Below are 17,569 nucleotides of genomic sequence, written 5' to 3'. Positions count from 1 at the left end.
GCAAAATAGGGGTGTCCCCCGAGTCCGAAGCTTTTGTGCTTACGGCCCTCGGGGCTAGTAGCCTGCGACCAGGCGACCAGCATGGTGCTGTCGGCGCGCGAATGCAGCGGATTTACACATGGTGTCCAGAAGATGGGGCCCGCGTCGGTAAAAGTCAAACCTCGCCCGGTCGACGAATACGCCGGCGGCGCTAACCGCCGCGCCGGGGCGAGCCGGCAGCCCAGAGCACGTCGGACCAGCGCCAGTCGCCGGCGCCGATCACGACGCGGGCGGGGGCGGCGCCGTCGTTCAGGGACAGGAGAATCAGGCCGCGCACGCGCTGCTTGCGGCAGGCTTCGGGGGCGAAGGCGACTTCCCACATGATGGCTTCGCGGACGGCGGCGAGGCCCTTGCCGTCCTGGCCGGGGTGGGTAATCCAGTCGCCGTTCCAGACGCGGATGGCCTGGCCCTTTTGCGCCTGGGCCAGGGCGGCCTGGACGCGGCGATCCTTGCGCAGCTTGGCCTGCAGCCAGCCGGCCATGTCGCACTGGCCGCCGCCGCCCCCGCCACCGCCCGAACCCGCGGTGGTGGCCGAAGCGAGTTCGGCGTCGCTGACCTCGGACGAGCGGTCGACCACAGGCGCCGTCTCGGCCACCAGCGGCGAGGGTTCGCGCGGCGCAGGAGTAGGGCGCGCGATGGCGCGCTTGGGCGGAGTGGGCTTCTTCTTCTCGAGCTTGGGCGGCGCGGGCTTCGGCGGCGCGACCTTGGGCTCGGGCGCCGGGTCAGGCGGGGCCGGCGGCTTGGGCGGTTCGGGTGCGAACTGGACGAGCTGGACCTGGACGGGGGGCGCCACGGGCGAGGGCGGCGGCCGGGGCTGGGCGTGCAAGACGACCAGCACCGCCGCGACGTGCCCCGCAAGGCTAAGCATCCCCGTGACCAGGCGACGTCTCGTATCAGACGGGCGGCGATCCTGCGTCACGGGGCCTGCGAGGAGATCTCGCTGCCTAGCTGAGGACGATCAGCACAACGCGGCGGTTGGCCTGGCGGCCGGCCCGGTCGTTGTTGGGCGCCGTCGGGGCGTCAGGACCATACGAGATGGTGCTGATGCGGTTGAGCGGCACGCCATGCTGGTTGAGGTAACGGCGCACGACCTCGGCCCGTTCTTCGCCCAGCTTGTAGTTGAACTCCTTGGCGCCGGTGGCGTCGGTGTGGCCCTGGACTTCGACGTAGACGTTGCGGTTGTCGGTCTTGAGCTTCTCGGCGAACTGGTCGAGGCGGGCCTGCATCTCGGGCGTCAGCGTCGCCTTGGAGACGCCGAACTTGAAGCCGTCGTCCTGCAGCACCTCGGAATAGAGGAACTTGCCCTCGGCCAGCTTGCCGGCCGCGGTGGCGCGGTCCAGCGCATCCTTAGCCGTGCCCTCGACCGCCACGACGCGGGTCTCGACCGTGTCGACGCGGCCGCTGACCGCATCGGTCTTGGCGCCGACCACGGCCACTTCTTCACGCACGAACTTCTTGGTGGCGCAGCCGCCGAGGCTGACAACACCCAGTAACGCCGCCCCCGCGATCAACACTTTCGAGGTCGAGTGGATCATATTCAAGTCTCTCCGTTCCGATGGTCCCCCCCGACCGTCGTTAAGCTTTGAACAACCTTTCAATCGGGCCCGATGTAGGCCGTTTTCGGGCGCAGCTTGACTGTAACCACCGGGCCGCCGTCGGGGGCGGTGGCCGGCTTGGGACGAGCGTGTTAGACTTCGGGATCGTGTTTTCCGGGCCGGCGATTTGCGCCAGACGCCCGCTGCACACCGGCGGGAGCCCAGCGCGGACCACCGACCCCAACAGGCCGGAGGAAGCGCATGGCGGTCGGCAATCACGTTGAGAACCCCTTCGAATATGCCATCAAGCATCTGATCGACGCCTTCACGGCGCCCAGGCGCCACGCGACCGCGGCCGAGCGGGCGGCGGCGCGGCTGGAGCCGCAGATCCGCAAGATCGGGATGGCCGACCTCACCTCCTCGCTGAAGAAGGGCTTCGGCGACTTCGGCGCGGCGCGCGACGACGTGGTGTTCATCGCGATCATCTATCCGCTGGCGGGGCTTGTGCTCGCCGCCCTGGCCATGCGCTACGAGCTGCTGCCCATGGTGTTTCCGTTGCTGTCGGGCTTCGCCCTGGTGGGGCCGCTGGCCGCGGTGGGCCTTTACGAGATCAGCCGCCGCCGCGAGCGGGGCGAACAGGTGAGCTGGATGGACGCCGCGCGGGTGTTCGGCTCGCCGGCGATCGGCTCGATCGTCGGCATGGGCCTGATCCTGATCGGGCTGTTCGCGCTGTGGATGGCCACGGCCTACGAGATCAGCCTGCTGGCGTTCGCGAACGGGGCGCCGCCAACGGCCGAGATCTTCGTCAACCGAGTGTTCGCCACGGGCGGCGGCCAGACGATGGCGATCATCGGTATCGGCGTCGGCTTCCTGTTCGCGGTGGTGGCCCTGGCGATCAGCGTCGTGTCGTTCCCGCTGCTGCTGGACAAGCACGTGGACCTGGACGTGGCGATCAAGACCTCGGTCAAGGTCGTGTTGGCCAACCCCGTGACCATGGCGACCTGGGGCCTGATCGTGGCCGGCAGCCTGGTGCTGGGTTCGATCCCGGCGCTGGTCGGCCTGATCGTGGCGGTGCCGGTGCTGGGCCATGCGACCTGGCACCTGTATCGACGCGCGGTGGCCTAGAGGTTCCCGAGTTCGCCTAGCAGACCGGTCGCCTCGACGATGACGCCCAGTTCGATGAGGACGCCCTCCTTGCTGGCGCGCCAAAACACGCGAGCGCGCCGGCCGTTGAGGGGGTTGCCCCACCGCCGACTGGCCTCGCCATAGACCTGATCGCCCGTCTCGCCCACGTCGGTGAGGCGCCGGATCTGGAAACCCTGGTCGCGCAGGTAGGCGGAAAGGCCGGCCTCGGGCGAGCCCAATGGGAAGCGAGACAGCAGGCGGCGGCGGACGGGGGTGGCGTCCTGGCTGTCGTGATTCACCTGGACGCCCTGGAGCAGCACCGTCGGCGGAGATCGCGGCGGCCCGCAGGCGGTCAGCATCACCGCTGCGGCGGTAACGCCGACGAGGAGCGGCGCATGCATCGCGGGCCTCAGGCCCTCGTCCAGCCGGCCAGGATCTTGTCGAGGGTGATCGGGTAGTCCCGCACGCGGACGCCGCAGGCGTTGTAGACGGCGTTGGCCACCGCCGCCGCCGCCCCGCAGATGCCGAGTTCGCCCACGCCCTTGGCCTTCAGCGGCGAGGACTTGTCGTCGACCTCGTCGAGGAACACCACGTCCTGGTGTGGGATGTCGGCGTGCACCGGCACGGCGTATTCGGCCAGGTCGTGGTTGATGAAGCAGCCGTGGCGCACGTCGACCACCGCCTCCTCCATCAGCGCCGCGCCCACGCCCATGGTCATGGCGCCGATCACCTGACTGCGGGCGGACTTGGGGTTGAGGATCCGGCCGGCGCCGAACACGCCGCCCATCCGCCGCACGCGCACCTCGCCCGTGTGAGCGTCGACGCCGGCCTCGACGAAGTGGGCGCCGAAGGTGGATTGGGCGTAGGCCTTGTCGAGGCCCTCGAACTCGATGGCGTCCTCGGCGGAGACGCCGGCGTCTCCGGCCAGTTCGGCGAGCGACACGCTCTTGTTCCCGGAGCGGACCTTGCCGTCGTCGAAGACGGCGTCGGCGGGATCGAAGCCGGCCTTGCGGGCCAGGGCTTCGCGCAGCTTCACGCAGGCGGCGTAGACGCCCGACGAGGAACTGTTCCCGCCCCACTGGCCGCCCGAGCCGGCGGACTCGGGGAAGCTCGAATCGCCCAGCAGCACGACCACCTTGTCGAGGTCGACGCCCATCATCTCGGCGGCCGTCTGCGCGATGACCGTGTAGCTGCCGGTTCCGATGTCGGTCATGTCGGTGGCGACGGTGATCACGCCTTTCCGGTCCACCCCGACGCGAGCGGCGGACTTCATGGTCAGGTTGTTGCGGAAGGCCGCGGCGACGCCCATGCCCACCAGCCAGCGGCCGTCGCGCACCTTGCCCGGCGTGGGGTTGCGCCGGTCCCAGCCGAAGCGCTGGGCGCCGGCGCGCAGGCAGCCGACGAGGTCGCGGTGGGAGAACGGGCGCTTAGGTCCGGCCTCGGGGTCGTACTGGACGTCGTTGCGAATACGCAGCTCGACCGGATCCATGCCGAGCTTCTCGGCCAGCTCGTCGATGGCGATCTCGAGCGCCATCATGCCGGGCGCCTCGCCGGGCGCGCGCATGGCGTTGCCTTCGGGCAGGTCGAGCACGGCAAGGCGGTGGGCGGTCATGCGGTTCGCGCCGGCATAGAGCAGGCGGGTCTGGTTCGCCGCCGTCTCGGGCCCGCCGCCGGGTAGGTCGCCGGACCAACTCTCATGGCCGATCGCCAGGATCTTGCCGTCGCGGTCGGCGCCCAGGCGGATGCGCTGGATGGTGGCGGGGCGGTGGGTGGTGTTGTTGAACACCTGTGGCCTCGCGAGCGTCACCTTGACAGGCCGGCCACCGGCGGCGCGCGAGCCCAGGGCGGCCATGACGGCGTCCGAGCGGATCCACAGTTTCGAGCCGAAGCCGCCACCGATGTAGGGCGATACGACCCGGATGTTCTCCTTGGGGATGAGCAGGGTCTCGGAGAGGTCTCGAACCGCCCAGGCGATCATCTGATTGGAGGTCCAGAGCGTGAGCTTGCCGCCATCCCAGGCCGCGGTGCTGGCGTGCGGCTCCATCATGGCGTGGCAATGGTCGGGGGTGGTGTAGGTGGCGTCGACCTTCACCGGGGACTTCGCGAAAGCGCCGGGGAAGTCGCCGACGGCGGTGTCAGGCTTGTCGAGACCGGCGTCGGGATTCGCCTCGGGCTTCTTCGCGGAGTCCTTGGCGGCCGCGAGGTCGTAGGCGCCGGGGGTCTTGGCGTAGCGCACCTTGATGCGCCGCGAGGCGTCGCGGGCCTGTTCGAAGGTCTCGGCGACGACGATGGCGACGGCCTGGTCGAAGTGCTGGACGTCGGGGCCGGCGAGGAGGCGGGCGGTGATGGCCTTGGCCTTGCCCAGCTTGCCCGCGTTTCGGTGGGTGACCACGGCGATGACGCCAGGCGCGCGCAGGGCGTCACTGTCGTCGATGGCGGTGATGCGGCCTTTCGCGACGGCCGCGCCCAGGATGTAGCCGTACGCGGCGTTGGGGGCGACGTCGTGGCGCTCGTAGGCATAGGGGGCGGTCCCCGTGGTCTTGAGCGGACCGTCGATACGGTCGACCGGCTTGCCGATCACCTTGCCGCGGTCGATGGGGTTCGGGGCGGCGGGCGCGTCGAACTTCATGGTCAGGCCCCCATCTGCTGGGCTTGGTCGAGAACGCCGGCCAGCGTCCGTTCCAGGAGCGGAACCTTGAAGGCGTTCTGCGGCGTGGTCTTCGCGCCGGCCAGGGCGGCCTGGACGACGGCCTTCGGGCCTTGGGCCAGGCGCTGCTCGGCCTCGGCGACGCGCCACGGCTTGTGGGCCAGGCCGCCGAAGGCCAGCCGGGCGGGCCCGTCCTTGGGCAGCACCGCGGCGACCGAAACCAGGGCGAAGGCATAGGAGGTCCGGTCGCGGACCTTGCGGTAGACGTGTACGCCCTTGACCGGCTTCGGCAGGACCACGGCGGTGATCAGTTCGCCGGGCGCCAGGTCGGTCTCGACGTGCGGCGTGGCGCCGGGCAGACGGTGGAAGTCGGCGATGGAGATCGCCCGGGTGCGGCCGTCGGCATGGACGGTCTCCACCGTGGCGTCCAGCGCCCTCATGGCGACGGCCATGTCGCTGGGATGGGTGGCGATACACTGGTCGCTGACGCCCACGACAGCGAGGTTGCGGCTGAAGCCGCCGATGGCCGAACAGCCCGAGCCGGGGTCGCGCTTATTGCAGGGCTTGGTCGTGTCGTAGAAGTAGGGGCAGCGGGTGCGCTGGAGCAGGTTGCCGCCGGTGGTCGCCTTGTTGCGGAGCTGGCCCGAGGCCCCGGCCAGCAGGGCGCGGGTGAGGACGGCGTAGTCCTTGCGGACCCGCTTGTCGGCGGCGAGATCGGTGTTTCGGACGAGGGCGCCGATGCGCAGGCCGCCGTCGTCGGTCTCCTGGATGGCGTCCAGGCCCAGGCGGTTGATGTCGATCAGGTGTGGGGGCGTCTCGATCTCCAGCTTCATGAGGTCGAGCAGGTTGGTGCCGCCGGCGACGAAGCGCGCCTTGGGGTTCTTCAGGGCCGCGGCGGCCGCCTCGGCGGGGGCGGCGACGCGCTCATAGGTGAAGGGCTTCACAGTTTGATCCCTCCCGCGTCGGCGATGGCGTCGATGATGTTGGAGTAGGCCCCGCAGCGGCAGATGTTGCCGCTCATCCGCTCCTGGATCTCGTCGCGGGTGGCCTTGGGGTCGTCGAGGTCGGGACTGACGTGGCTGGGCACACCGGCCTTGAGCTCGGCAAGCGCGCCGGCCGCCGAACAGATCTGGCCGGGCGTGCAGTAGCCGCACTGGTAGCCGTCGTGGGCGACGAACGCGGCTTGCAGCGGGTGGAGGTCGCCGGGGCGGCCCAGGCCCTCGATGGTGGTGATTTCGTCGCCGTCATGCATGGCGGCCAGGGTGAGACAGGCGTTGATCCGCCGACCGTTGACCAGAACCGTACAGGCGCCGCACTGGCCGTGGTCGCAACCCTTTTTCGAACCTGTCAGGTGAGCGTGCTCCCGCAGGGCGTCGAGGAGGGTCGTGCGGGTGTCGAGCTTGAAGGTCATCGACTTGCCGTTGACCTTGAGCACGGCGGTGGCGGTGGGCGGTGACCCCTCGGGCGGCGGCTGCGCCGCGGCGGGATGGGCCGCGACCGTCGCCGTGGCCGCCCCGCCCGCCAGGATCCCCCGGCGCGACACGGGGAGTGCTTCCTCGTTGTGCATGATCGTCCCTCGCATGACCCGCGAGGTTGGAACGTGCGAACCTGGCTTTGGCGCCTGTTGAGAGTGGCTCGCAATCCACCGGCGGGACGCAAGTTTCTTGCGAGGCGCTGTCGGACTGCTCCACGCTGGTTCGTCGAGTGGGTGTCGGGCCCGGAAGGCCCCGCTCAACCAAGGAGATCCCCATGCGCTACATGTTCATCGTCCGCTCGGCCGACCAGGGCCCGCCGTCGCCCGAGCTGATGGAGGCCATGAACGAACTGGCCGCCGAGGAAATCCGGGCGGGGCGGATGATCGACCAGGGCGGGTTGATGCCGGTCGCCATGGGCGCCGAGATCTCGTTGAAGGGCGGCAGGGTGTCGGTGGTGGACGGGCCGTTCATGGAGTCCAAGGAGATCGTCGGCGGTTACGCCATCTTCGACTTCCCGGCGAAGGAGGAGGCCATCGCCTCGGCGCAGAAGTTCATGGAGCTGCACCGCCAGCACATGCCCGGCTGGGAAGGCGTCTGTGAAATGCGCGCGATGGCCGTGCACGGGGTCGAGATGGAAGACCCGGCCTGCGCCGGATCGGCGGCCGCGGCGCAAGGCTAGGCGTGAGCGGCGACGACGCGCAGCGGGCGATCCTGGCGGTCTGGCGGATCGAGCAGCCTCGGCTGATCGCCGGCCTGGCCCGGATGCTGCGCGACGTCCCGCTGGCCGAGGAACTGGTGCAGGAGGCGCTGGTCGCGGCCCTGGAGACCTGGCCCCGGACCGGTACGCCCGAGCGGCCCGGCGCCTGGCTGATGGCGACGGCGCGACGCCGCGCGCTGGACCAGCTGCGTCGCCGCCGAATGTTGGGGCGCAAACACGAGACGCTGGCCGCCGACCTGGAGGCCGAGCAGCAGCAGGCGCCCAACCTGGATGCGACGCTGGACGACGACATCGGCGACGAGCGGCTGCGGCTGATCTTCACCGCCTGCCATCCCGTGCTCAGTCGCGAGGCGCGAGCGGCGCTGACGCTGCGGATGATCTGCGGCCTGACCACCGAGGAGATCGCGCGCGCCTTCCTGCAGACCGAAGTGGCGGTAGGGCAGCGGATCACCCGCGCCAAGCGGACTCTGTCGGAGTCTGGACTGGCCTACGAGACGCCGCGCGGCGACGAACGGGCGGCGCGGCTGGGCTCGGTGCTGGAGGTCGTCTACCTGATCTTCAACGAGGGCTATGCCGCCACGCGCGGCGACGCCTGGATGCGACCGCAGCTGATGCACGAGGGCCTGCGGCTGGGGCGGATCCTGACGGCGATCCTGCCCGACGAGCCCGAGCCGCATGCCCTGCTGTCGCTGATGGAACTGAACGCCTCGCGGCAGGGGGCGCGGAGCGGGCCGGACGGCGCGCCGATCCTGCTGACCGATCAGAACCGCGACCTGTGGGACTGGGCGCAGATCCGCCGTGGGCTGCTGGCCTTGTCGCGAGCGCAGGCGTTGGGCGGAGGCGGCGGGTTCCATGCGCTGCAGGCCGCCATCGTCGCCTGCCACGTGCGGGCGCAGGTCACCGAACAGACCGACTGGGCGCGGATCGCCGAGCTGTACGCCAGCCTCGCGCGGCGCTGGCCTTCACCGGTGGTCGAGCTGAACCGGGCGATCGCCGTAGGATTCGCCGAGGGGCCGGCGGCGGGGCTCGCGATCCTGGACACCCTGGGCGAGGCGCTGGCGCGCTATCACCTGCTGCCGAGCGCGCGCGGCGACCTGTTGCTGAAGTTGGGGCGGCCCGACGAGGCGCGGGCGGAGTTCCTTCGAGCTGCGGACCTGGCCGGCAACACGCAGGAGCGCAGCTTCCTCGAACGCCGCGCGGCCGCCTGCGGCTGACGGTCGCCGTACCAAATCTTCAATTTTTGAAACAGGGCTGCAATGCGCGGGCTATAGGGCAGACACTGGCGGTCAAGGGGGCTGGCCATGCGCATCGCCCGCAAGGGTTTGCGCTCTTAGAATCGATACGAAACGCGGGGTCCGAAGAGCCCGGCGAAGAGATGGGGAGTAGAGGCCGTGCAAAAGGTCGTCATCGCAGCGCTTGGGACCCTTCTGCTGGCCGGCGTCGCCGCCGCGCCGCTCACGGCGGCGGCCGCGGACGCCAAGCCCGCGGCCAGGGCCGAGGCGCCGTGGAAGCTTGAGCGCAATGCGTTCGGCCAGCCGGACCTCTCCGGCTTCTGGAGCAACGCCACCCTGACGCCGATGACCCGCCGGCCGCAATTCAAGGATCAGCTCGTCTATACGCCCGAGCAGGTGAAGGAGATGGAGTCCAGCGCCGCCGCCGAGGTGGAGGAGGGCAACCAGGACACCGACCCGAACGCGCCGGCCGAGGCGCCCAAGACGCCGCCGGGCGCCAACATCCGTCCCGAGTTCGCCGCCGCGGGCGGGGACGTGGGCGGCTACAACCGCGGCTGGCTGGATCCGGGCAGCCACGTGATGCGGGTCAACGGCGAGCCGCGCACCTCGCTGATCACCACGCCGAACGGCCAGGTCCCGCCGCGCAAGGCCGGCGCGGCGCCGGCCCCGCGCTTCGGCGGCGGCATGGGCTCGTTCGACAGCTATGAAACCCGTTCGCTCGGCGAACGCTGCATCATGTCGTTCGGCCGCAACGCCGGCCCGCCGATGTTCCCCAACGGCTTCTACAACAACAACTACCAGTTCATTCAGACCAAGGACTCGGTGCTGATCGAGGTCGAGATGATCCACGACCTGCGGATCATCCCCTTGAACGCGAAGCATCGCACCGATGGCGTGCGGCCTTGGATGGGTGACTCGATCGGCTGGTACGAGGGCGACACGCTGGTTGTCGAGACCACCAACCTGCCGCAGGCCCAGCACTTCATGGGCGCCTGGAAGAACCTGAAGATCACCGAGAAATTCACCCGCGTCGGCAAGCACCGGCTGCACTACCAGTTCACGGTCGACGATCCGGACACCTGGGACAAGCCGTGGGGCGGCGAATACGAGTTCTCGCCCCTGGAGGGCCGGATCTACGAATACGCCTGCCACGAGGGGAACTACGCCCTGCCGGGGATCCTGGCGGGGGCGCGGGCCGAGGAGGCCGAGAAGGCCGAGGCCGCGAAGAAGGCCGCCGCCGAGAAGGCCGAAGCCGACGCGGCCGCTGCGGCCAAGGCGACTAAGGGCAAGAAGAGTTCGACGAAGACGGGCGACTGACGCCTTTCCGCAGTCGAGTGTCGCGCGGGCCGGGGAGCGATCCCCGGCCCGATGCGTTTGACGGCGGCGCTTCTGCAAGGAGGGATGTCCGTTGAAGACCGTCATCACCATCGCGGCCATGGCCGCGCTCGCCGCCTCTTCGCTCAGCCTCAGCGCCTGCGGCCGCAAGACCGGCTCGGGCGCCGAGGGTTCGCAGGTGGGCGCCGCCATGCCCGACACCACCCAGCCGCGGGCCGACAACGCCGCCATGACCGCCCCGGACGCCGGGGCGACGGGCGCGGTTCCGGTCGACGGCTCGCCCACCCCGCGGGCCGACACCCCCGCCGACCAGCCCGCAACCGCGCCCGCCACGCCGCCCGTGAGCGAAGCCCCGAAGTAGCCTTGCGAGATCGCCGCCCGCGACCGCGCCCGGCCCGCGGTCGCGCGGTGCGGCGAAGCGCCGCAGCGGGAATGCCACCGGCGGGGGCGGTCCCGCGGCCGCGTTCACCGCGTCGAAAGCGCTCTCCGGTCTACCCTCTCGTGGGGCGCTGTCGCGCCGCTAGAGGGAACAGAGTTGAACAGCCGCGTATCGGGCGCCGAAGGGGCCTTCGCCTTCATCGCCGAACAGACCAGCGACGTGATCGTGCGTTCCGACGCGCAGGGGCTGATGACCTATGTCTCGCCGGCGGCGCGCCGCTACGGCTATGAGCCCGCGCACCTCATCGGGCGGAGCGAGATCGAACTGGTGCATCCCGACGATCGGGAGGCCCTGATCCACAACAACGCCGAACTGCGGGCGGGACGGCTCGACCCGACGGCGAAGCGACAGCATCGGTTCCGGACGGCCGGAGGCGACTGGGCGTGGTTCGAAGGCAACCCGCAGATCGTCTTCGGCGACCAGCGGCAGGTGATCGAGATCATCAACATCTTCCGGGATGTGACCCACCGCGTTCAGCTGGAAGCCGAAGCCCGCGCCCAGGCCGAGCAGTTCGAGCAGGCGTTCCAGCATGCGGCCATCGGCATGGCCCTGGTCGGGATCGACGGCCGCTTCCTGCGGTTGAACCCCGCCTTTTGCCGGCTGGTCGGCTTTGCGGCCTCCGAGCTGCTGAAGCGCGACTTCCAAGCGATCACCCACCCGGAGGACCTGGATGCGGACCTGGAGCTCCTGAAGCAGCTCACTGCGGGTGAGATCGACAGCTATCGGATGGACAAGCGCTATGTGCGCGCGGACGGCCAACTGGTGTGGGCGCGGCTGGCCGTCTCGATGGTGCGCGACGCCGACGGGGCGCCGAAGCACTACGTGGCCCAGGTGGAGGACCAGTCGGAACGGGTGGCCGCAGAGGAAGCGCTGCGCGAGAGCGAAGGCCGCTACCGCCTGATCGCCGAGAACACCTCGGACATGATCACCATGACCGACCTGACCGGCAAGACGATCTACGCCAGCCCCAGCGTGCGGCAAGCGGGCGTGACGCCCGAAGACCTCGAGGGCAGGTCGTTCGCCTACAGCGTGCATCCCGACGACTCGCGCGGGGTGTTCCGGGCGTTCCGCAAACTGCTGGCCGAGGGCGGGACCACCCGCGTGCGCTGGCGGGGCCACAACGCCGCCACCGGCGGCTGGATGTGGCTGGAGTCCAACGCCAGCCTGGTGCGCGACCCGGGCACGGGCGAGCCCACCGGCTTCCTGGACGTCATCCGCAACATCAGCGTGCAGGTCGAGCAGGAGGAGACGGTGGCCGTCGCCCGCGCCGCCGCCGAGGCAGGCGCCGCGGCCAAGTCGCAGTTCCTGGCCAACATGAGCCACGAGATCCGCACGCCGCTGACCGCCGTGCTCGGCTTCACAAACCTCCTCCGGGAGATGGAGCTCGCGGACTCGGCGGCCGGCTACGTGCGCCGGATCGCTGGCGCGGGCAACGCGCTGCTGGCGATCGTCAACGATATCCTGGACTTCTCGAAGCTGGAGGCCGGCAAGTTCGAGATCCGGCCGCGGCCGACGCGGCCGGCGGAGGTGTTCGAGGAGACGCTGCATCTCTTCTCGACACAGGCGGAGGCCAAAGGCCTGTCCCTGGCCCTGGATGTGGCCCCCGGTCTGCCGCACGCGACCATGCTCGACGGCGACCGGCTCCGGCAGTTGCTGATCAACCTGATCGGCAACGCCATCAAGTTCACGGACCAGGGCGGCGTGACGCTGCGCGCCGGCCCGGCAGGCGCCGGGACGATGGTGATCGAGGTGGTCGACACCGGCCCGGGGGTGGACGCCGAGGCCCAGTCGCTGTTGTTCCAGCGCTTCAGCCAGGTGGACGACGGCATGACCCGCCAGCATGGGGGTACGGGCCTGGGCCTGGCGATCAGCCGTGGGATCGCCGAGGCCATGGGCGGCTCGATCGGCGTGAGTTCGGCGCCGGGGGAGGGGGCGACGTTCCGCGTGGTGCTGCCGGCCCCGCCCGCCGACCTGCCGGAACTGTCTGTCGAGGACGACACGGCGATGTCCATCGAAGGCATCCGAGTGTTCGTGGTGGACGACAACCCGGCGAACCGCGAACTCAGCCGGCGCATCTTGGAGGCCGCGGGGGCCGAGGTGTCGGATGCGTGCGACGGCGCCGCGGCGCTGGCCCAGCTGAACCTGCTGCCGGTCGACGTGGTGCTGATGGACCTGCGGATGCCGGTGATGGATGGCCGCGCGGCGTTGAAGGGACTGCGCCAGACTTCAGGGCCAAACCAAGACGTGCCGGTGCTGGCCTTCACGGCCGACGCCGACCTGGAGGGCGAGGGCGATCTTGACGGCTTCGACGGGCTGGTCCGCAAGCCGATCCAGCCGATGGAACTGTACTCCGCCATCGCCCTTGCGACGCAGTGGGCGCCGGAGCCCGACGTCGCGCAATGGGGCGTGGCCTGAATGTCCCGTCTTACGAGCGCGCTCGCCCAGTTCGACGGAGGGGCGAGGGCGGCCGCAAGAGGATCCGCGCATGCAAATGGCTGAACGCGCACGCCGCGTCCTGGTCGTCGACGACGACGCGCACATCCTGGAATTGATCACGACCCGACTGAACATCGCCGGGCTCGAGACGCGCACGGCGCGCAACGGCAATGAGGCGATCCACGCCCTGGCGGAATTCCGTCCGGAGGCGATGATCCTGGACATCAACATGCCGGTGCTGGACGGCTTCGGCTTGCTGGCCCACATGAAGGCCCAGGGGCTCACGGGCAAGACGCCGACCATGGTGCTGACCGCCCGCAACAACGCCGGCGACGTGGCGAAGGCCGTGCAACTCGGCGCCCGCGACTATCTGTCCAAGCCGTTCAACCACGCCCAGCTCCTGCAGCGCGTGGGCCGGTTGCTGGCCCGCCCCAGGGCGGCGATCTAGGCCACGGGGGCCCGCAGGCGGCAGACGACGCCGCTTGGCGCGTATTCGATGACCGCGGCAGCGCCCAGCTCGGCGTTGAGGCTGGACAACAGCCGGGTGCCGAATCCATGCGACACTGGGGGGCAGACAGGCGGACCGCCTTCCTCGCGCCACTCCAGGATGACCGTGTCGAGGGACGGGTCGACCGTCCATCGCAGCGTCACGCGCCCCTGAGTCGCCGACAGCGCCCCGTATTTCTGGGCGTTGGTGGCCAGCTCGTGCAGCGCCATCGAGATCGCCAGGGCCACGTTGGGCGCGACGCGGGTGCGCGGTCCCTCCGCGTGGATGCGCGGCGCGTCAGGTTCGTTGTAGGGGCGCACCGCCTCACGGGCGATCTCGGTGATCTCGGCGCTTTCCCAGTTCTCGCGGGTCAGGACGTTATGGGCCGCGGAGAGGGCGAGCAGCCGCTCGGTCAGCCGCTCGCGGGCCTCGCCCATGGACACGCCCTGGCGCAGCGTCTGCCGGGCCAGCGACTGGATCGTGGCGAGGGTGTTCTTCACGCGGTGGTTCAGCTCGTTGATGAGCAGCCGCTGCCGCGCTTCGCTCTCGGCCAGGCGCGCGCGGTCGGCGCGGATGCGGGCGTCCTCGAGCTTGGCCTCGGTGATATCGGCCAGCACCCCCAGCATGCCGGCCAGTTCGCCGCGGTCGTCGAACTGCACCCGGGCACGGATGCGGATCCAGCGCTCAACCCCGTCGGTAGGCCGGACGACGCGGTATTCGATCTCGTACGGCGTGCGGTTTTGTAGGGCCTGGATGACGGCCAGGCGCGCCGGCTCGCGGTCGTCGGGATGCACGTGGGCGAGCATCTCGGACCAGGTCATCGTGGGGCCGGGCTCCAGGCCCACCAACTCCGCGGCGCGCGGGGACATGTCGGTGAGGTCGGTCTCCAGGTCCCAGCGCCAGTCGCCAAAGCCCGAGGTGGCCAGCGCCAGTTCCAGTCGCGCGGCCTGCTCGCGCTCGCGACGCACGCGCTCGCGGCGTTCGGTGATGTCGCGGAAGGTGACGCCCAGGCCGTCCTCAATGGGAAACGCCCGCAGATGAAACCAGACGCCAGCCCGCAGTTCGGACTCGGCCTCGGCCTCGACCTCGATGCGCGCCCCCATGGCGCGCTCAAGGAAGCTGCGCATCTCGGAGTCCGCGCCAAGCTGCACCAGGCTCCAGGCGATTCGGCCGACCGCATCCTCGCGGCGCAGGCCGTAATGCGCCTCGGCGCTGCGGTTGCAGTAGGTGACGCGCCAGTCGAAGTCGAAGGCCATGAAGCCATCGCCGATGCTGTCGAGCAGCTCGGCCATCTGACGGTCGAGGGCCGCCTGACGACGCGCCGGAGATTCCGAAATGACTCTAAACCCTCAAGGCGACTGCGCCTGACAGTCGATCATGGGCGCTCGGGAGGCAAGGCCACAAGCCCCTCCAGGTTACGTCGTGACGGAGGGATCGCGGTGTGGCTTGATCGGCGCCGAGTTTCAGACGGGCGTAGAAGACCTTGAGCAAAGCCAAGCCAGACCCCCAGGCGGACGCGCGGCTGGCAGCGGTGCTGGAGAGCATCAGCGACGTCTATTACGCCGTGGATCGCGAGTGGCGGCTGATCCTCTTCAACCGTGCGGCCGAGGAGTTCTTCGGCATGACCCGGGCGGACATCCTGGGGCGCGACTTCTGGTCGTTGTTCCCGCATCGCGACAGCGAGTTCGGCCGGCTGCTCCAGCGGGCCATGAACGAACGCCGGCCGGGTCGGCTCACTGCCCCCTCGGCGCTGCGCGAAGGCCGGACTGTGGAGGTGCGGATCGCGCCCCTGGCGGACGAAGGCATCGGCGTCGCCATCGACGATATCACCGAGCGGGCCGACGCGGAGCGAGCCATGCGCCGTAGCCAGCAGCGCCTGGACCTGGCGGTGGAGGCGCACGGCATCGGCATCTTCGATTGGCACATCCCCAGCGGGAAGGTGGTCTGGAGCCGCGAGGAGGAGGTGGTCTTCGGCCTGCCGGCGGGCAGCTTCGGGGGCGACATCGCCGAATGGCGCGGGCACGTCCTTCCCGACGACCTGTCGCGGATGGAGCTTGAGATGAACGCGGCCATGGCGGCGCGCCAGGAGACCATGGACTTTGCCTTCCGTATCCGACGGACGGACGGGGCGGTGCGCTGGGTCGAGGGCGCGGCGCGGTTCCTGTACCGGCCGGACGGCGCGCCCAACCGGATGGTGGGCACGAACATGGATGTCACCGAGCGGAAGGTGGCCGAGGCGCGCCAGCGCTTGCTGATCAACGAGCTGAACCACAGGGTGAAGAATACCCTCGCCATCGTGCAGGCCATCGCCCGGCAGTCGTTCCGACCCAACGCCACGCCAAGGGACGCGGTCGAGGCCTTCGAAGGACGGCTCGCTGCCTTGTCCGCGGCGCACGATGTCTTGACGCGACAGAGCTGGGAAGCCGCTGCCATCGGCGTGATCGTCGCGGAGGCGGTCGCGCCTCATCACGGCGGCGACGGCAGGCTGACCGTCGAAGGCCCATCGGTGGACCTTGAGCCCAAGACGGCGGTCGCCCTGGGTCTGGCGATGCACGAACTGGCCACCAACGCGGTGAAGCACGGGGCGCTGTCCACCTCGGCCGGCCGGGTCGAGGTGCGTTGGACGACGGCGGGCGGCCTGCTGGACCTAACTTGGCGCGAGATGGGCGGGCCGGCGGTTCTGCCGCCCCGGCGACGCGGCTTCGGCGTGCGCTTGCTTGAACAGGGCCTAGCCGAGGAACTGGGCGGCAGCGTGCGGCTGGAATTCCTACCCGAAGGCTTGGTCTGCCGCGTGGAGGCGGCCCTGGGGGACTAGGACACCGACATTCAACGCGAGGCGCGGTGAACGGAGGGAATGTCGATTGGCTTAGGCCGCCTGGGCGTCGTGCAGATCGGAGCCCAGGCTGAGCTCGAAGTCCTGGAGGGTGTCAACGAGTTGGACCACGTTCGCGGCCAGGGGGCGGCCGCGCGGGAATTGATAGCGCCAGTAGGTGGCGATGTGGCTGACCAGGCCGCAGCCGTCGCCCAGGGACAGGAACATCTCGGGCGACTTCAGCAGGAAGTCGCGGAACGCCAGCGCGTTGCCTTCGACGGTAAGCTGCTGGAACACGTCGTCGTAGACGCCGAGATGGTGCATCACCGACTTCACCTGCCGCTCCATCTTCTGCCGCAGGCGGACCTTCAGGGCTTCGAGTTCGGAGGCGGTCTCGGAATCGATGGGGCCGATGACCCGGACGCGGCCCAGTTCGCTGAAGACGTCGCGGACGTTGCCCCAGAGCGTGTTCAGCACCCACTTGTAATAGAGGAAGCCCTTCCAGGCGAAGATGCCCTCCTTGTAGTTCTCCTTTTCCAGCCGCAGCGTGAGCCGCAGCGGCTCGAGCCGCTCGTCCGTGCGCGCCGACAGCAGCGCTTCGACGAGACGGGCGATGTTGGCCTCCTGGCCCTCGGTGTCGCGGTAGGCGAGCTCGATCAGCTTGGCGATCTCGGAGCCGACGAACCGCTGCATGCGGGCCAGGTCGGGCGCGGAGATCTCGAAGTGCGTGGGGCTGATGTCGAAGCCGCGGCGCTTCATGTGCTCGCGCAGCAGGAACGGGTCGAGCGAGGGCAGCTCGTCGATGGCTTCCAGCACCGCCACGTCGCGCGGGAAATCGGGGGCCTCGCCGCGGAGTTCCTCGAAGGCGTCGAGCCAGCCGCGTTCCGAGACGAACACCGAACGGCCGCCGAGGCCGAGGTCGGACCGCTCGAACGGGATGATCAGCTTGGTGGCGGTGTAGCGGATGCGGTCGAACGCCTCGCGCTCCTGGTCGCGCAGCCGGTGGCGCACGATCACCGCGCCGTTGAGGCTGGAGGCGACGAAGAACGGCGAGGCCTCGTGCTCAGGATTGCCCGCGTTGCGCGCCGACAGCGCGGCCAGGTTCAAGACGCGACTGGTGGACGCCGTCTTCTCCAGACCGCGTAGACTCCGATAGGTTCTGTCCGAGCCCTTGCCCACGTCCTCAATTCCCCATGCGCGAAGCGGCCAGGGAGGGGGAGGAGCCGTTTCGTCGCGAGAAGCAGATCGTGCTGTGCAACCGTTAACCAGACTCCGCCGATTCGAGGCCC

Annotated in this window: 16 protein-coding genes; 8 read left to right on the top strand and 8 right to left on the bottom strand. The window is 69.8% G+C overall.

What is annotated here, in order from left to right:
• Positions 1-190 precede the first annotated feature (190 nt).
• Both ACODSY_RS06555 and ACODSY_RS06550 read right to left on the bottom strand, forming a co-directional pair.
• The gene (locus ACODSY_RS06555) at positions 191-907 is read right to left on the bottom strand and encodes a hypothetical protein (protein WP_488950889.1); all 717 of its coding nucleotides are present in this window, start codon (positions 905-907) and stop codon (positions 191-193) included.
• Positions 908-983: 76 nt separating this feature from the next.
• Complete coding sequence (locus tag ACODSY_RS06550) at positions 984-1,574, bottom strand: OmpA family protein (protein ID WP_488950888.1); 591 nt, start codon at positions 1,572-1,574, stop codon at positions 984-986.
• A gap of 261 nt (positions 1,575-1,835) precedes the next feature.
• Between ACODSY_RS06550 and ACODSY_RS06545 the strand changes: the two genes are divergently transcribed.
• Positions 1,836-2,699 (top strand): DUF2189 domain-containing protein, encoded by an 864-nt coding sequence (locus tag ACODSY_RS06545; protein ID WP_488950887.1) that lies wholly within the window; start codon positions 1,836-1,838, stop codon positions 2,697-2,699.
• Here ACODSY_RS06545 and ACODSY_RS06540 read toward each other — a convergent pair.
• The 4 genes from ACODSY_RS06540 to paoA are packed head-to-tail and all read right to left on the bottom strand — an operon-like array spanning position 2,696 to position 6,928.
• Entirely contained in the window at positions 2,696-3,100 is a 405-nt protein-coding gene (locus ACODSY_RS06540) for a hypothetical protein (protein ID WP_488950886.1), read from the bottom strand. The genes ACODSY_RS06545 and ACODSY_RS06540 overlap by 4 nt on opposite strands.
• Before the next feature lie 8 nt (positions 3,101-3,108).
• On the bottom strand, positions 3,109-5,328 hold the full coding sequence (gene paoC, locus ACODSY_RS06535; protein ID WP_488950884.1) for an aldehyde oxidoreductase molybdenum-binding subunit PaoC: 2,220 nt from the start codon (positions 5,326-5,328) through the stop codon (positions 3,109-3,111).
• Positions 5,329-5,330: 2 nt separating this feature from the next.
• Positions 5,331-6,290 carry an FAD binding domain-containing protein gene (locus ACODSY_RS06530; protein ID WP_488950883.1) on the bottom strand — a complete coding sequence of 320 codons (960 nt, stop codon included), beginning with the start codon at positions 6,288-6,290 and terminating at the stop codon, positions 5,331-5,333.
• On the bottom strand, positions 6,287-6,928 hold the full coding sequence (gene paoA / locus ACODSY_RS06525; RefSeq protein ID WP_488950882.1) for an aldehyde dehydrogenase iron-sulfur subunit PaoA: 642 nt from the start codon (positions 6,926-6,928) through the stop codon (positions 6,287-6,289). Before paoA ends, ACODSY_RS06530 begins: the two co-directional genes overlap by 4 nt.
• 167 nt (positions 6,929-7,095) lie before the next feature.
• Here paoA and ACODSY_RS06520 point away from each other — a divergent pair, with 167 nt between their 5' ends.
• From ACODSY_RS06520 to ACODSY_RS06495, 6 genes are all read left to right on the top strand, one after another.
• Positions 7,096-7,500, top strand: a complete 405-nt coding sequence (locus ACODSY_RS06520; RefSeq protein ID WP_488950881.1) for a YciI family protein — start codon at positions 7,096-7,098, stop codon at positions 7,498-7,500.
• Positions 7,501-7,502: 2 nt separating this feature from the next.
• On the top strand, positions 7,503-8,753 hold the full coding sequence (locus tag ACODSY_RS06515) for an RNA polymerase sigma factor (RefSeq protein WP_488950880.1): 1,251 nt from the start codon (positions 7,503-7,505) through the stop codon (positions 8,751-8,753).
• Positions 8,754-8,930: 177 nt separating this feature from the next.
• Positions 8,931-10,088, top strand: coding sequence for a hypothetical protein (locus ACODSY_RS06510; RefSeq protein ID WP_488950879.1), 1,158 nt, complete (start codon positions 8,931-8,933; stop codon positions 10,086-10,088).
• Positions 10,089-10,179: 91 nt separating this feature from the next.
• Positions 10,180-10,467: a hypothetical protein gene (locus ACODSY_RS06505; RefSeq protein WP_488950877.1), complete on the top strand. Its 288-nt coding sequence runs from the start codon at positions 10,180-10,182 to the stop codon at positions 10,465-10,467.
• Positions 10,468-10,641: 174 nt separating this feature from the next.
• The gene (locus ACODSY_RS06500; RefSeq protein ID WP_488950876.1) at positions 10,642-12,960 is read left to right on the top strand and encodes a PAS domain-containing hybrid sensor histidine kinase/response regulator; all 2,319 of its coding nucleotides are present in this window, start codon (positions 10,642-10,644) and stop codon (positions 12,958-12,960) included.
• Between the two features lie 70 nt (positions 12,961-13,030).
• Positions 13,031-13,429: a response regulator gene (locus ACODSY_RS06495; RefSeq protein ID WP_488950874.1), complete on the top strand. Its 399-nt coding sequence runs from the start codon at positions 13,031-13,033 to the stop codon at positions 13,427-13,429.
• Here ACODSY_RS06495 and ACODSY_RS06490 read toward each other — a convergent pair.
• Complete coding sequence (locus ACODSY_RS06490; RefSeq protein WP_488950872.1) at positions 13,426-14,760, bottom strand: sensor histidine kinase; 1,335 nt, start codon at positions 14,758-14,760, stop codon at positions 13,426-13,428. The genes ACODSY_RS06495 and ACODSY_RS06490 overlap by 4 nt on opposite strands.
• 191 nt (positions 14,761-14,951) lie before the next feature.
• Between ACODSY_RS06490 and ACODSY_RS06485 the strand changes: the two genes are divergently transcribed.
• Positions 14,952-16,283, top strand: coding sequence for a sensor histidine kinase (locus tag ACODSY_RS06485; RefSeq protein ID WP_488950871.1), 1,332 nt, complete (start codon positions 14,952-14,954; stop codon positions 16,281-16,283).
• A 51-nt stretch (positions 16,284-16,334) separates the two neighbouring features.
• Here ACODSY_RS06485 and ACODSY_RS06480 read toward each other — a convergent pair whose 3' ends face one another.
• Entirely contained in the window at positions 16,335-17,387 is a 1,053-nt protein-coding gene (locus ACODSY_RS06480; RefSeq protein WP_488950870.1) for a hypothetical protein, read from the bottom strand.
• Positions 17,388-17,569: the final 182 nt, after the last annotated feature.

It is taken from the genome of Phenylobacterium sp. FG114 (assembly GCF_057809855.1).
Note: the sequence above shows the minus strand (reverse complement) of the source record. Positions and strands in the feature narration are given on the sequence as shown.

Excerpts from the sequence above, each read along its gene's own strand:
- ACODSY_RS06555 (WP_488950889.1), bottom strand. The coding sequence starts at position 907 with ATGCTTAGCCTTGCGGGGCACGTCGCGGCGGTGCTGGTCGTCTTGCAC.
- ACODSY_RS06550 (WP_488950888.1), bottom strand. The coding sequence starts at position 1,574 with ATGATCCACTCGACCTCGAAAGTGTTGATCGCGGGGGCGGCGTTACTG.
- ACODSY_RS06545 (WP_488950887.1), top strand. The coding sequence starts at position 1,836 with ATGGCGGTCGGCAATCACGTTGAGAACCCCTTCGAATATGCCATCAAG.
- ACODSY_RS06540 (WP_488950886.1), bottom strand. The coding sequence starts at position 3,100 with ATGCATGCGCCGCTCCTCGTCGGCGTTACCGCCGCAGCGGTGATGCTG.
- paoC (WP_488950884.1), bottom strand. The coding sequence starts at position 5,328 with ATGAAGTTCGACGCGCCCGCCGCCCCGAACCCCATCGACCGCGGCAAG.
- paoA (WP_488950882.1), bottom strand. The coding sequence starts at position 6,928 with ATGCGAGGGACGATCATGCACAACGAGGAAGCACTCCCCGTGTCGCGC.
- ACODSY_RS06520 (WP_488950881.1), top strand. The coding sequence starts at position 7,096 with ATGCGCTACATGTTCATCGTCCGCTCGGCCGACCAGGGCCCGCCGTCG.
- ACODSY_RS06495 (WP_488950874.1), top strand. The coding sequence starts at position 13,031 with ATGCAAATGGCTGAACGCGCACGCCGCGTCCTGGTCGTCGACGACGAC.
- ACODSY_RS06490 (WP_488950872.1), bottom strand. The coding sequence starts at position 14,760 with ATGGCCGAGCTGCTCGACAGCATCGGCGATGGCTTCATGGCCTTCGAC.